This is a genomic window from Thermomicrobiales bacterium (assembly GCA_037045155.1).
Taxonomy (GTDB): domain Bacteria; phylum Chloroflexota; class Chloroflexia; order Thermomicrobiales; family CFX8; genus JAMLIA01.
The window spans coordinates 1172205-1186197 of record JBAOIG010000003.1; the positions used below are offsets into that span (position 1 = coordinate 1172205).

Genomic DNA, 13993 nt, shown 5'->3' on the forward strand with positions numbered 1-13993 from the left:
TACCACTGTGGCAGTGGTAGCGCGGCCGGCGGCAACCCTCAGTGATGATCGGGGCCCTTGGACTCAGACGGCAGTACATCCTCCACGGAACCTCCGGATAGCCGGCCAGATGAAGGCGGGAATGCGGACGTCGCTGTCGTCATCCTGACGGCGGGCCGTGGCACACGCATGCGGTCGGCGCTGCCGAAGGTGCTCCACCCCATTGCCGGACTTCCGATGATCGAGCATGTGGTCCGCGCCGCGGAAGCGATCCAGCCCGGCCAGATCGTGCTGACGATCGGGCCAACCTCCGCGTCGCTTCGCGAGCCGTACACCGATCGCGCCGATATCGCCTGGCAAGCCGATCCGCTCGGCACCGGCGATGCCGCGAGGGCCGCGCTACCCGTCCTGCGCGATGACATCGCGTGGGTCATGGTGATCTTCGGCGATCATCCGATCGTCGATCCAGTGACGCTCCAGCAGCTTATCGACCAGACCCGCGCCGCGGAACCGATCCTGTCGACCGTCGCCGTCGTCCTCGACGAACCCGGGCCGTATGGACGCTACCGAACCACCGGCAACCGCATCGTCGCGATCGTCGAGGCCCACGAGGATGATCGGGAATACGACGGACCGGTTCCAGTCAACAGCGGCATGTGCCTCATCCGCGCTGGATGGCTGCGCGAGCATGTCGGCCGGCTGACTCGTAGCCCCAAGGGGGAGTACTACCTGACCGAGCTGGTGGCGCTGGCCGCTCTGACGGAATGGCCGCGAGACCAGGTCCTGCTGGTGCGGGCCGAACCAGAGGTGGCCTGGGGGATCAACGACCGGACCGAGCTGGCGCGCGCCGAGCGGGTCATTCGCGAGCGCATCCTCCGGCGTCACATGCTGGCGGGCGTCACGATCGTCGACCCGGCCAGCACATGGATCGATGCCGACGTCACGATCGGGCAGGACACGCGGATCGAGCCGGGGACGACGCTGCGCGGCCGAACCACGATCGGCGCTGGCTGCCGGCTGGGGCCGCAGACGGTCATCGAGGATGCGGTGCTGGGAGACGACGTGACCATCAGGGCGTCGTGGATCGAGCAGTCGGAGATCGGAAACGGGACGGATATCGGCCCCTACTCTCACCTCCGGCCGGGCGTGCGGTTGGCAGCCCATGTCCATGTCGGGAATTATGTCGAGATGAAGAACGCGCGAGTCGGCAGCGGCACCCAGATCGGACACGTCAGCTACCTCGGGGATGCCGAGATCGGCGAGCGCGTCAACGTCGGCGCCGGAACGATCACCTGCAACTTCGACGGTCAGAACAAGCACCAGACGACGATCGGCGACGATGTCTTCGTTGGAAGCGACACGATGCTGGTTGCGCCGGTCGAGCTCGGTGACGGCAGCCGAACCGGGGCAGGCTCGGTCGTGACGAAGCCAGTCCAGCCGGGGCAGCTCGTCGTCGGCGTGCCAGCCCGACCGATCCGCCGGACGAGGCGGGGCGCCGCCGCTGACAAGCCCTCGGAATAGAAGCAGAAGGAGAGCATGGACGGACGGCTGCAGGTCTTCGCTGGGAATGGAAATCGATTGCTGGCCGAGCGGATCATGGGCGAGCTCGAGTCGTCGCTCGGGCGCGCCACCGTCGACAGCTGGCGCAACGGCGAGACTCGGGTCAAGCTGGAGGAGAACGTCCGCGGGTCCGATGTCTTTGTCATCCAGTCGCTCTCGAACCCGGTGAACCATCACCTTGTCGAGCTGCTGATCATGATCGACGCCATCCGCCGCGCATCGGCGTCGCGAGTGACTGCCGTCATCCCGTACTTCGCCTACGCGCGGCAGGAGAAGAAGACGAGCGGCCGCGAGCCGATCAGCGCCAAGCTGGTGGCGAACCTGCTGGTGACGGCCGGCGTCAACCGCATCCTCACGCTGGATCTGCACGCCCCGGCCATCGAGGGCTTTTTCGACATTCCGGTTGACCACCTGCGGGCGACGCCGATCCTGGCCTCGCCATTTCGACGCATGGACACCAACGGGCTGGTTGCGGTCAGTCCGGATTCTGGCGGCGTCGTCCGGGCACAGGAGTTCCGACTGCGGGCCGGCGGCGGGCTGGCGATCATCGCCAAGAACCGCCCCGCGCCGGACGACACCGAGGTGATCGAGATGGTCGGCGACGTTGACGGCAAGACGGCCGTGCTGGTGGACGACATGATCTCGACCGGCAGCACGCTCGTCCAGGCCGCCGAGATGCTGATGCAGCGCGGCGCGGCTGCGGTCTATGCCGCGGCAGTCCATCCGGTCTTCGCCGGAGACGCGCTCAACATCATTCACCAGTCGCCGATCGAGAAGGTCATCGTGACCGACTCGCTGCCGACTCCGACCGGACCCGGCTCCGACAAGGTCGAGACGCTTACTGTCGCGCCCCTGCTCGCCGAAGCCATCATGCGGATCCATAAGGATCTGTCGATCAGCGCGCTGTTCGGCTGAACGCGCGGACGTCCTAGCCTGGAGAGGGCTGTTTGAGTACCAACCAATGGACAGAGCTGGCGGTTGCCGTCGTTGCATTGCTGCTTTCGGCGGTTGCCACCTGGGCTGAGATCAGCCTCGTCGCAGTCAGTCGCGTCGATGTCCGTCGCCTGTTTGACAACCGACTATCCCGCGAGGACGCGATCGCCATCGAGCGGACGCAGCGGCTGCGATCGGCCGTCTTGCTGATCGAGGTGCTGGCCGCTGCCATCGCAGTTGCTCTGTTCACCTGGGTGTTTGCCGACCTGTTGGGCGACCGCGGGCTGCTGTGGGGGCTGCTGACCTCGTTGGGGATTCTGCTCGTCGTTGGCCGGCTGATTCCGCGGATACTGGCGAATGAGGAGGCGAGCAGCGAGAACGACCTGCCGCACAAGGTCGGGCGGGTGCTCGCCCTGCTGTTCGCGCCGATCGTCCGGCCGGCCGAGTGGATCGTGACGCTCTTTGGCGGCAATCGTCGACGCCGCTATGAGGCAGAGCCGCCGGCCGATGAGGCCACGGAAACCCCCAGCGCGCAGCATCCCTCCGACTGGGAGCGATCCGAGCCGTACCCGATCGAAGAGGATGAGCAGGACATGATCTCCGGCATCCTCCACCTTGAGGAGGTGACGGCCCGGCAGATCATGGTGCCACGAATCGACATCGTCGCGGCTGGGCGAGAGATGCTACTCTCCGAGGCAGTCGATGTTGCGATTGGCGCTGGCCACTCACGCATTCCGGTCCATGGGCACAACATGGACGAGATTCTCGGCGTGATCTACGCCAAGGATCTGCTGGCATATGTGAACGAACCGCACGATGGGATCACCGTCGAAGCGCTCATGCGGCCGGCCTACTTCGTGCCGGAGTCGAAGCGGGTGGACGACCTGCTCCACGAGCTCCAGCAGCAGAAGATTCACCTTGCCGTCGTTGTCGACGAATACGGCGGGACAGCCGGCGTTGTCTCGATCGAGGATATCCTCGAGGAGATCGTCGGCGAGATCCAGGACGAGTACGACCGCGAGACGCCCCCGTTCGAGATCATCAGCGACGACGAGCTGATCGTCGATGGCCGGCTGACGATCGACGACCTGTGCGACGAGATGGAGCTCGACTGGGACGGGCCAGAAACTGGCACAGTCGGCGGCTTTATCCAGCGCCAGCTCGGCCGGATCCCGGTGCGCGGGGAGACTGTTGAGACCGACAGTATCCGGCTGACGGTGCTGAACGTCGAGCACCGGCGCGTTCGCAAGGTGCGCGTCGAGCGGCTGAGCGAGGCGACCGAGACCGGCGCTACCGACGACGGCGCGACGACACCCCCTGCCGATCAGGCATGACGTGGACCCGGATCGAGCGACACGCGGAGCTGGCGTCGACGATGGATCGCGCCCGCGAGCTGGCCGAAGCAGGCGCGCCGGCCGGCACGGTGGTCGTCGCGGATTTCCAGACGGCTGGTCGTGGCACACGCGACCGGATCTGGCTCGCCCCGGCCGGTTCCTGCCTGATGTTCACCATCATCAGCCGCCCGACCATCGGGCCGGCCTCACTGGCCGATATGCCAGCGCGGGTCAGCGAGGCGATCTGCGGCTACCTGCGGGCGACACTCGGGCTGGCATGCGAGGTGAAGCCACCGAACGACATCGTCGTTGACGGCCGGAAGCTGTGCGGCGTCCTCTGCGCGTCGAAGATCGTCGGCGAACGGGTCGAGCACGTGCTGATCGGCATCGGGCTCAACACCCGGATGAGCCGCGATCAGCTTCCGTTGGAGACGGCGACGAGCCTGCTGATCGAGACCGGCGGATGCCCAGGCCACGATGAGCTGCTGGACGGCTTGCTCAGCGCCCTGGAGGAGGCGACCAGCGACGCGCGCTGAGGGGTGGTGGGGAACCAGGCGAGCGGACATTACGTGTTCTCCGCCCGGCGTCGCGACGCGAGTACAATTGCGCTAACTGACGGGCCGCGCGGCTGCGACGGGCTCACAACAACTGGGATGATCCCGCCAGCCGGGCGACAGGGGAGAAGAGGCAGAGAGCAGATGGACTTCAAGCTGACCGACGAGCAGATCCAGGTTCGCGACATGGTGCGTGAGTTCGCCGAGAGCGAGGTCGCGCCGCACATCCAGGAGTGGGAAGCCAAGGGCGAGTTCCACCCGGAAATCCTGCGGAAGATGGGCGAGCTGGGAATCCTCGGGCTGCCCATCCCGGAGCGGTACGGGGGTGGCGGGTTCGACTATGTTTCGCTGGCGCTGGCCTGCGAAGAGCTTGAGCGGGTCGACACGTTCCTGCGCGTGATCATGAGCGTCCACGTCGGCCTCAACAGCCTGGCAATGCACCAGTGGGCGAGCGAGGAGCAGAAGCAGCGCTGGCTCCGTCCGCAGGCGGAAGGCACGAAGTACGCAACTTTCGGCCTCACTGAGCCGGGGGCAGGCTCGGACGCCGGCAACATCGCCACGACCGCCGTCCTCGATGGCGACTCCTACATTCTGAACGGCGAGAAGATGTGGATCTCGCTGGCCGACGCCGCCGACCACTTCCTCGTCTTCGCCAGCCTCGACCGATCGAAGAAGCACCATGGCCTCGTGGCCCTCTTCCTTGAGCGCGGCATGGAAGGCTTCACGACCGGATCGATCAAGGGCAAGATGGGCGTTCGGGCCGGCAATACCGGCTGGCTCGCCTTCAACAACGTCCGCGTCCCGGTCGAGAATCGCATCGGCGAGGAGGGCGAGGGCTTCAAGATCGCGATGTCGTGCATCGACCAGGGCCGCTTTACGGTCGGCGCGGGCGGTGTTGGCCTCATCCAGGCCAGCCTCGACGCCAGCCTGAAGTACTGCCACGAGCGCGAAGCATTCGGGCAGGAGATCGGCCAGTTCCAGCTGATCCAGCAGAAGATCGCCTACATGGTCGCCGGGCTGGAAGCGTCACGACTGCTCGTCATGCAGGCGGCCGAGCTGAAGAACCGCGGCATTCGCAACACGCGCGAGACGTCGCTAGCCAAGTGGTACGCCTGCGATGAGGCGCTGAAGGCCGCCGAGGAGGCGATCCAGATCCACGGCGCCTACGGGTATTCCAACGAGTACCCCGTTGAGCGCTACTACCGCAACGCCCGCGGCGCGGTGATCTACGAGGGCACGCGCGAGATCCACCAGCTGATGCAGGCCTCCTACGCGCTCGGATACCGGGTGGACAAGCCGCTGCGCTGCCCGCAGCCGCCGGCCCAGGCGTTCGAGGAATCGCAGGAGCTCGTCAAGGCGTAACGGACCGGCCGGCCGGATCGAACGACACGACAGACACGGACGGCCAGCCAACCCGGCTGGCTGTCCCCGCGTTCAGGCCCGGCACACCCGGGCGGAAGGGATCGGCTTTCGATGGGACGCAGCGTCATTCTGGGCGGCGCGCGGACGCCGTTTGGCCGCCTCGGCGGCGCGCTTTCGGGTATGACCGCCGTTGAGCTGGGCGCGCTGGCCGGCTCGGCCGCGATCGAACGCGCCGGGGTGACCGGGGCGGATATCGAGCACATCATCATGGGCGAGGTGCTGCAGGCCGGCGTCGGGATGAACCCGGCCCGCCAGGTCGGCTTCAAGATCGGCCTCGATCGCCAGGTGACCGCCGACACGATCAACAAGGTTTGCGGAAGCGGCATGCGCGCCGTGGCGCTGGCCGATCTGCTGATCCGCGCGGGGGAGAACAAGATCGTCCTGGCCGGCGGGATGGAGAGCATGTCGAACGCGCCCTACGCCCTGCGGCAGGCGCGCACAGGCTACCGGATGGGCGACGGCGCGCTGGAGGACCTGCTGATCCACGACGGGCTGACCTGCGCGGTGGCCGGGGTCCACATGGGCGTCCACGGCTCGAACGTTGCAGCCGAGAACGAGTGCAGCCGCGAGCAGCAGGATGCGTTCGCGCTCCGCAGCCATCAGCGCGCTGTCGCCGCGATCGAGTCCGGCAAGATGGCCGAGGAGATCGTCGCAGTCGAGCTGAAGGACCGCAAGGGCAACGTCACCCGCGTCGAGCGCGATGAAGCGCCGCGCGCGGACACGTCGGCTGAGGCGCTGGCGAAGCTGCGGCCGGCCTTCGACCCGAAGGGGTCGGTAACGGCGGGCAATGCGCCGGGCGTCAACGACGGGGCGGCAGCGCTGGTGGTGACCAGCGAGGAGGAGGCCGCGGCTCGTGGGCTGAAGCCACTGGCGACGATCGTCGCGACCGGCGTCTCCGCCTGGGACGTGCCGTACCTCGCCTACGTCCCCGAGATGGCGGCGAGGGACGCGCTGGCCAAGGTCGGCATGACGATCGAGGAGATGGACGTCGTTGAGATCAACGAGGCGTTCGCGAGCGTTACGCTGATCGCCTCAGCGCGGTTGGGCATCGACGCGAACTCCGACCAGGTCAACCCGAACGGGGGCGCGATCGCCCTCGGCCATCCGGTCGGCGCATCCGGCGCGCGACTGATTCTGACGATGGCCAACGAGCTGAAGCGGCGCGGCGGCGGCTATGGGCTGGCGGCGATCTGCTCCGGGCTGGCCCAGGGCGACGCGATGATTATCCACGTCGAGGGATGAGGGGCGGGGGTTTACCTCGGCCTGCAACCCACATCGCTCTCGTCCGACACACGATACCCCCTCTCCCGGCGGGAGAGGGGGACAGGGGGTGAGGTCCCGCATGCTCAACCCATTACGGGCATATCGCGACCAGACGCCGAGGGTTGCGGAGGATGTGTTCGTCGCGGATAACGCGGTGATCACCGGGGACGTCGAGATCGGCGCGGGGTCGAGTATCTGGTACGGCGTTGTGATCCGTGGGGATAGCGCGCCGATCAGAATCGGGGTGCGCTCGAATGTGCAGGACGGGTCGATCGTCCATGCCGACGAGGGGTCGCCGGTCAGCATCGGGGACGATGTCACGATCGGGCACCGGGCGATCGTGCACGGCACAACGATCGGTGACGGATCGCTGGTGGGCATGGGCGCGATCCTGCTGAACGGGTCGGTCGTCGAGCCGGGCGCGGTCGTCGGGGCAGGGGCGCTGGTCCCAGAGGGCGCCACGATCGAGGCAGGCACGGTTGTGATGGGCGTGCCGGCCCGGCCACGGCGCACACTCTCGGAGGCAGACCGCGAGAGGATCGTCGAAGGCTCACAACATTATGTCGCTCTGGCAAGGGAATACAAGGCCGCGCAGGACGACACGGGGAGCAGCTAGCCGGCGGGGCCGGGAACACCTGGAGGAGACATGGCAGTCCGAATCGAACGCGACGGCGCTGTCGCGGTGGTCACCATGAGCCGGCCGGAGGCGCTCAACGCCTTCAACACGGAGCAGCTTCTGGCGCTGCGCGACGCGGTCGCCGAGGTTGCGGCGGACCAGTCGATCCGCTGCGCGATCCTGACTGGCGAGGGGCGAGCGTTCGCTGCCGGCGCGGATATCAAGGAGATGGCGGAGAAGACGCCACAGCAGGGGCTGGCGTTCGGCGCGCTCGGCCACGGGATCGGCAGGGCGATCAACGCCGCGCCACAGCCGTGGATTGCCGCGATCAACGGGCACGCGCTCGGCGGCGGCTGCGAGATCGCGCTGGCCTGCGACATCCGGCTGGCAAGCGAGACGGCGACGCTGGGTCAGCCCGAGGTCGGCCTGGGCATCCTGCCCGGCTGGGGCGCCACTCAGAGGTTGACGCGTCTTGCCGGGCCGGGGATCGCCAGCGAGCTGATCTTCACCGGACGCCGGCTGAAAGCCCCGGAGGCGCTGATGCTGGGGCTGGTCAACGCCGTCTACGCACCCGGCGCGCTGATGGACAAGGCGCGCGAGATGGCGGCGACGATCGTCGCAAACAGCCCGACCGCCGTCGCAGCCAGCAAGCGGATGATCGCGCTGGCCTTTGATGGCGCGCTCGACAACGGCCTGACACGCGAGGCCGAGACGTTCGCGCTGCTATTCGGCGCCGCCGACCAGCGCGAGGGGATGGCAGCATTCATCGAGAAACGGCCGGCCGAGTTCACCGGCGAGCGGGATTGAGACGCGCGAGGGCGAGCTGACGCTCCTTCCGCACACGCGCACAGGTAAGGGGAAGAGCCACCGTGAAAATCCTTGTCCCGGTCAAGCAAGCGCCGGACCCGAACGCTATCCGATTCGACGCCTCGGGCGCTTTCGCAGCCTCAACACCGCGTGTCGTCAACGAGTACGACCAATATGCCATTGAGGAGGCTATCCGGCTGAAGGAAGCCGGCAAGGCAACCGAGGTCGTCGTGATGACCGTCGGCGCGGCCACGGCGAGGGACGCCATCGCTCGCGGGTTGGGGATGGGCGCCGACCGTGGGGTGCTGGTGATCACGGACGACGCGGATCTGACCGCCGGTGATGTCGCGGCGATCGTCAGCACAGAGGCGCGCGATGGCGGCTACGACCTGATCATCGTCGGGCAGGAGACGAGCGACGGGGGAAGCGGCACTGTCGGCCCGCTGATCGCCGGCCTGCTCGATCTCCCGCTGGTGTCGAACGTCGTCCAGCTCGAAGCGGGTGATGGCACGCTGACACTCGGGCGCGAGGTGGAGGACGGCCGCCACATCGTCGAGACAACGCTGCCGGCGGTCGTCTGCGCGCTCACCGGGCTGAACGAGCCACGCTCTCCATCGCTGAAGGGGATCATGGCGGCGCGCAAGAAGCCGGTCGAGGAGAAGCAGGTCTCCGACTACGCCGTCTCTGACGCTCACGTCTCGTGGGGCCGGCTCTACGCCGAGGCGCGAGTCGTCGAAGGCACGATCATCGAGACGGACGCCGAGAGCGCGGCGAAGCAGGTTGTCGCGATTCTGCGCGAGAAGAAGTTGGTTTGACGAGGGGACGAGGGATGGGGATGAGGGGGCTGTAATGCTGGCCTGCGTCATGGTCGATCCTGCTGGTTGGTGAGACAGAGATAGAGAGTGGGGGTGGGATATGGCGAATGGGGTGCTGATCGTCGTTGAGACGAGCGCGGGGGTGGTTCGGGAGGCGTCGCTGGAGCTGATCGGGCCGGCGCGAGCGCTGGCCGGCGATGGCGGCGTGACCGCGCTGGTGATCGGCAGTGGTGTTGGCAGCGTGGCGGCGGATGTCGCCGGCCGTGGTGTCGACCGCGTGCTGACCGTGGACGACCCGCTGCTCGAGCGGTACACGACCGAGGCGTATGCCAGGGCGATCGACGCGGCGATCGCGCAGGACGGGCCGCGACTGACGCTGCTGGCCGGCACGACGTCCGGCCGCGACCTCGGGCCGTATCTCGCGGCGAGGGCGGGCGGCGACTGCCTGTCGGACTGCGCAGCGCTGCGCTGGGATGGCGATAGTCTGGTCGGCACGCGGCCGGTCTATCAGGGCAAGATGCTGGTCGATGTCACAGTCGGGCCGGGCAACGCCACGTTTGCGGTGCTTCGCGCGGGGGCGAACCCGATCGCCGGGGCAGCGGCGCAGACTGCGAGCGTCGAGCCACTGGCCGCGGACCTGGATCCGGCGAGTCTGCGCGTCAGGCTGCTGGACGTGACGACGCCGCCGGCCGGAGACTCGAGCCTCGATAGCGCCGAGACGGTCGTCGTTGGCGGGCGTGGCGTCGGATCGGCCGAGGCGTTCGGGATGATCGACGAGCTGGCGGCGGCGCTGGATGGCGCAGTCGGCGCGACGCGGGCGGTCACCGACCTGGGTTGGCGCCCGCACCACGAGCAGATCGGCCAGACTGGCAAGGTCGTCCGCCCGAGGCTGTATATCGGCGTCGGGGTCAGCGGGGCGGTGCAGCACACCGTCGGGATGCAGGGCTCGGAGACGATCGTCGCCATCAACCGGGACCGGGACGCGCCGCTGTTCAAGCTGGCTGAGATCGGGGTCGTCGGCGACCTGCACGAGATCGTCCCCGCGCTGACGCGGGAGATACGGGCCGCGCGAGGCAAGTAGCGCGCCGGGCGAAGACGGGAGAGATGGTGGACGAGGAGCGATTCGACGCGATCGTCGTTGGGGCCGGGCCGGCCGGCGTGTCGGCCGCGCTGACGATGGCGCGGGCCGGTCTGGAGGTCGTCCTGCTGGAGCGCGGCTCCTTCGCGGGCGCGAAGAATGTCATGGGCGGCATCCTGTATTCCCAGCCGACTGCCGAGATCGTGCCGGAGTTCTGGGAGCAAGCGCCGTTGGAGCGTCCGATCATCGAGCAGCGCTACCTCCTGCTGACTGACGACTCCCATATCGGCCTGACCTACCGGACCCAGGCGTTCGCCGGAGCGCCGTACAACTCCTTCTCGGTGATGCGGGCGGACTGGGATCGCTGGTTTGCCGAGCAGGCCGAGGCCGAGGGGGTGTTCCTCATCCCGGAGATGGTCGTCACCGATCTGCTCTGGCGCGAGGGGCGTGTTGTCGGCGTCCAGACCGCCGGCGAGGGAGGCGAGCTGGAGGCCGACGTCGTCATTATCGCAGACGGAGCGAACTCGCTGCTGGCGCAAAAGGCCGGCATGCACAAGGAGTGGCAGCCGCACGAGCAGGCGCTGGTTGCCAAGGAGCTGATCCGGCTGGACGAGAAGACGATCGACGATCGGTTCAACGTCGCCAACGGCCACGGCGTCGCGATGGAGATCTTCGGCGCATCAACGGCCTACATGCTCGGCTACGGCTTCATCTACACGAACAAGGACACCCTCTCGATCGGAACCGGGGCGTTGCTCTCGGACCTGATGGAGAGCGGGCTGAACGTCAGCGACATGCTGAACAGGTTCAAGGAGCATCCGTCGATTGCGCCACTGATCGCGGGGGGCGAGATGGTCGAGTATTCGGCTCACCTGATCCCCGAGGGAGGGTGGCATTCGCTGCCGACGCTCTACATCGACGGGGCGCTGGTCTGCGGCGATGCGGCGATGATGGTGAATGCGATGAACCGCGAGGGGTCGAACTTCGCGATGATCTCCGGCAAGCTGGCCGGCGAGACAGTCGTCCGGGCGAAGGAGCGCGGCGACTTCTCAGCGGCGACGCTCTCCTGGTATCGCGAGCTGCTGGACGACTCGTTCATCATGAAGGATCTGCACAAGGTCAGGAATGTGACGGCGTTCGCCCACGAGCGGCCCTACCTGCTGCGCGACGTGCCGGAGACAATCTCCAGGACGTTGCAGACCTACCTGCGGGTGGATGGCGTGCCGAAGAGCGACAAGCAGAAGGCGATGCTGAAGCTGGTGATGGGCGCGATGCCCCGCAAACGGACGCTGCGGGACGTGCTGGCGGCGCGGAAGGCGCTGACCTGATCTGTCCTCCGTGTCGATCCGTGCTACCCTTGGCGGTCGTGCTGCCTCGCTTGTGGCACACCGGACTCGCTCGACTGACCACCAGACGGGGCCATGCGCGTCGGATTCATCGGACACCTTCTGTCGTTCGAGCCCACCTACCGGCAGGCCGGCGTCAGCCGCTACGCTGAGGCGCTTGTGCGCGAGCTGCCGGCCGTCGATCCGACGCTCGACCTCGTCGTCTTCACCGGCCCGGACCAGCCACCCGAGGAGCGCGAATTCCCCGACGGGATCGACTGGCGCCACTCGCGGCTGCGAACGGGCCAGCCAGTCCAGCGGATCGCCTGGGAGCAGACCGTTGGCCTGACGATCGGCCGGCGCTGGCGGCTGGATGTGATCCACGCTCCGGTGAACGTCGCGCCGCTGATCACCGGCGTGCCGCGCGTTGTCACCGTCCACGACCTGGCGTTCCACCTGTTCCCCGAGCAGTACCCCGGCCGGAAGCAGCGGTACCTGAGGACGATGACCCGGCTCTCGGTGCAGCGCGCCGCGCGGGTGATCGCCGTCTCCGAGGCGACCCGGCAGGACATCATCCGGCTCTATGACGCCGACCCGGAGCGGGTTGTGACGGTGCCAAACGGGGTGGGCGACGAGATGCGGCCGCTCGGCGCAGACGAGGTCGCGGCATTCCGCGCGCGGCAGGGGCTGACGGGGCCGACGCTGTTGTTCCTCGGCACGCTTCAGCCGCGCAAGAATCTGGAGACATTGTTACGCGCATGGGCGCGCACGGCGGGGGAGACGGGCTGGCAGCTGGTCGTTGCTGGCGCGGCCGGCTGGCATCATGAGCCGATCTTCGATCTCGCGCGCGAGCTGGGCATTGCCGACGCTGTGCGGTTCGTCGGGTTCGTGCCGCCGGAGGATCTGCCGCTCTGGCACAACGCCGCGGACGCGTTCGTCTACCCGTCGCTGTACGAGGGGTTCGGGCTGCCGTTGCTGGAGGCGATGGCGTGCGGCACGCCGGTGGTGACGTCGGAGACGCCGGCCCTGCGCGAGGTGGTCGGCAATGCCGGGCTGATCGTCGGCCCACGCGATGTGCCGGCTCTGGCGCAGGCGCTGCTCCAGCTGGCCCGCGAGCCAGAGCTGCGCGAGGAGCTGGCTGCCCGCGGGTTGCGCCGGGCCAGCGAGTTTTCGTGGCGACGAACGGCCGCCGAGACTGCCGCCGTCTATCGCGCCGCGGCGGGGACGACGGATAATGGGTAAGCGTTCGATGGAGGAGGCAGCATGACCGGTGGCCGGCCGGTGTCCCAGGTCGGGGAGTTTGAGCTGATCCGCTCGATCAGCAACCTGATCGCGTCGTCGCGCGTGAAGTCGTCCGGGGTGCTGCTGGAGGCTGGCGACGACACCGCCATCTGGCAGCCGCGCCCTGGCCGGACAGTGGCGCTGACGACCGACGTGCTGGTCGAGGGCGTCCACTACCGTGCCGATTGGGCGACGGCGGGGCAGATCGGGCATCGGGCGCTGGCGGTGAACGTGAGCGATCTGGCGGCGATGGGGGCCAGGCCACGGGTGGCGCTGGTCGCGCTCGCGCTGCGAGGGGACGAGACGGACCGCTGGGTCTTCGACATGTACAGGGGGATGCTGGCGCTGGCCAACAAGCTGCACGTCCGGATCGCCGGCGGGGACATCGTCCGCTCGCCACACGCGCAGTCGATCTCGGTGACGGCCATCGGCGAGTTGCGCCCGGGGCAGGCTTTGCGTCGAGACACGGCGCAGGCCGGCGACATGATCGGCGTCACCGGAGCGCTCGGGCTGGCTGCCGGCGGGGTGCGGCTGCTGGAGGACAACGACCGCGCCGCCGATGGCGCTCCGGCGATGCTGGCTGCGCACCTGGAGCCACGCCCGAAGGTGCTGGCCGGCCTGTTGCTGGCGCGGGCCGGCGTGCGCTGCGCGATGGACCTGTCGGACGGGCTGATGGGCGATCTGCCGAAGATCTGCGAGGCGAGCGCCGTCTCAGCGATGTTGCAGCAGGACGACCTGCCGATCCCCAACAGCCTGCGCTGGGGGTTCCCCGACTGGTTCGACCTTGCGCTACGGGGCGGGGAGGATTTCGAGCTGCTCTTCACTGCGCCGCCGGAGACGTTCGCCCGCGCGGCCGACCTGTTCCGCCGCTTCGGGCTGCGGCCGCCGCACGTCATCGGCGAGGTGACCGAGCCGGCCGGGAAAGACCAATCCATCTCGATGCGCTTCACCGACCTGCACCGCGCCGTCATCGAGCCAGGGGCGTTCGACCACTTCGCGAAGCGGCCCGCGCTGCTGTAGCGCCGG

13 protein-coding genes are annotated in these 13993 nt (G+C 68.0%); all 13 read left to right on the forward strand.

Annotated elements, in window-relative coordinates; genetic code table 11:
• Nucleotides 1-57 precede the first annotated feature (57 nt).
• The 13 genes from glmU (at nt 58) to thiL (ending at nt 13987) form a co-directional block, all read left to right on the forward strand.
• The gene (glmU, locus tag V9F06_08690; GenBank protein MEI2617691.1) at nt 58-1500 is read left to right on the forward strand and encodes a bifunctional UDP-N-acetylglucosamine diphosphorylase/glucosamine-1-phosphate N-acetyltransferase GlmU; all 1443 of its coding nucleotides are present in this window, start codon (nt 58-60) and stop codon (nt 1498-1500) included.
• A gap of 15 nt (nt 1501-1515) precedes the next feature.
• Nucleotides 1516-2454 carry a ribose-phosphate pyrophosphokinase gene (locus V9F06_08695; protein MEI2617692.1) on the forward strand — a complete coding sequence of 313 codons (939 nt, stop codon included), beginning with the start codon at nt 1516-1518 and terminating at the stop codon, nt 2452-2454.
• A 32-nt stretch (nt 2455-2486) separates the two neighbouring features.
• Nucleotides 2487-3806, forward strand: a complete 1320-nt coding sequence (locus V9F06_08700) for a hemolysin family protein (GenBank protein ID MEI2617693.1) — start codon at nt 2487-2489, stop codon at nt 3804-3806.
• Entirely contained in the window at nt 3803-4342 is a 540-nt protein-coding gene (locus V9F06_08705; GenBank protein MEI2617694.1) for a biotin--[acetyl-CoA-carboxylase] ligase, read from the forward strand. Before V9F06_08700 ends, V9F06_08705 begins: the two co-directional genes overlap by 4 nt.
• A 162-nt stretch (nt 4343-4504) precedes the next feature.
• Nucleotides 4505-5722, forward strand: coding sequence for an acyl-CoA dehydrogenase family protein (locus tag V9F06_08710; GenBank protein MEI2617695.1), 1218 nt, complete (start codon nt 4505-4507; stop codon nt 5720-5722).
• A gap of 111 nt (nt 5723-5833) precedes the next feature.
• Nucleotides 5834-7024 (forward strand): acetyl-CoA C-acetyltransferase, encoded by a 1191-nt coding sequence (locus tag V9F06_08715; GenBank protein MEI2617696.1) that lies wholly within the window; start codon nt 5834-5836, stop codon nt 7022-7024.
• A 100-nt stretch (nt 7025-7124) separates the two neighbouring features.
• The gene (locus tag V9F06_08720) at nt 7125-7661 is read left to right on the forward strand and encodes a gamma carbonic anhydrase family protein (protein ID MEI2617697.1); all 537 of its coding nucleotides are present in this window, start codon (nt 7125-7127) and stop codon (nt 7659-7661) included.
• A gap of 30 nt (nt 7662-7691) precedes the next feature.
• Nucleotides 7692-8468, forward strand: a complete 777-nt coding sequence (locus tag V9F06_08725; GenBank protein MEI2617698.1) for an enoyl-CoA hydratase-related protein — start codon at nt 7692-7694, stop codon at nt 8466-8468.
• A gap of 62 nt (nt 8469-8530) precedes the next feature.
• Nucleotides 8531-9283: an electron transfer flavoprotein subunit beta/FixA family protein gene (locus tag V9F06_08730; protein MEI2617699.1), complete on the forward strand. Its 753-nt coding sequence runs from the start codon at nt 8531-8533 to the stop codon at nt 9281-9283.
• A 100-nt stretch (nt 9284-9383) separates the two neighbouring features.
• On the forward strand, nt 9384-10364 hold the full coding sequence (locus V9F06_08735) for an electron transfer flavoprotein subunit alpha/FixB family protein (GenBank protein ID MEI2617700.1): 981 nt from the start codon (nt 9384-9386) through the stop codon (nt 10362-10364).
• A 23-nt stretch (nt 10365-10387) separates the two neighbouring features.
• Nucleotides 10388-11689 (forward strand): FAD-dependent oxidoreductase, encoded by a 1302-nt coding sequence (locus V9F06_08740; protein MEI2617701.1) that lies wholly within the window; start codon nt 10388-10390, stop codon nt 11687-11689.
• Nucleotides 11690-11782: 93 nt separating this feature from the next.
• Nucleotides 11783-12928: a glycosyltransferase family 1 protein gene (locus V9F06_08745; GenBank protein ID MEI2617702.1), complete on the forward strand. Its 1146-nt coding sequence runs from the start codon at nt 11783-11785 to the stop codon at nt 12926-12928.
• A 21-nt stretch (nt 12929-12949) separates the two neighbouring features.
• Nucleotides 12950-13987 (forward strand): thiamine-phosphate kinase, encoded by a 1038-nt coding sequence (gene thiL / locus V9F06_08750; GenBank protein ID MEI2617703.1) that lies wholly within the window; start codon nt 12950-12952, stop codon nt 13985-13987.
• Nucleotides 13988-13993: the final 6 nt, after the last annotated feature.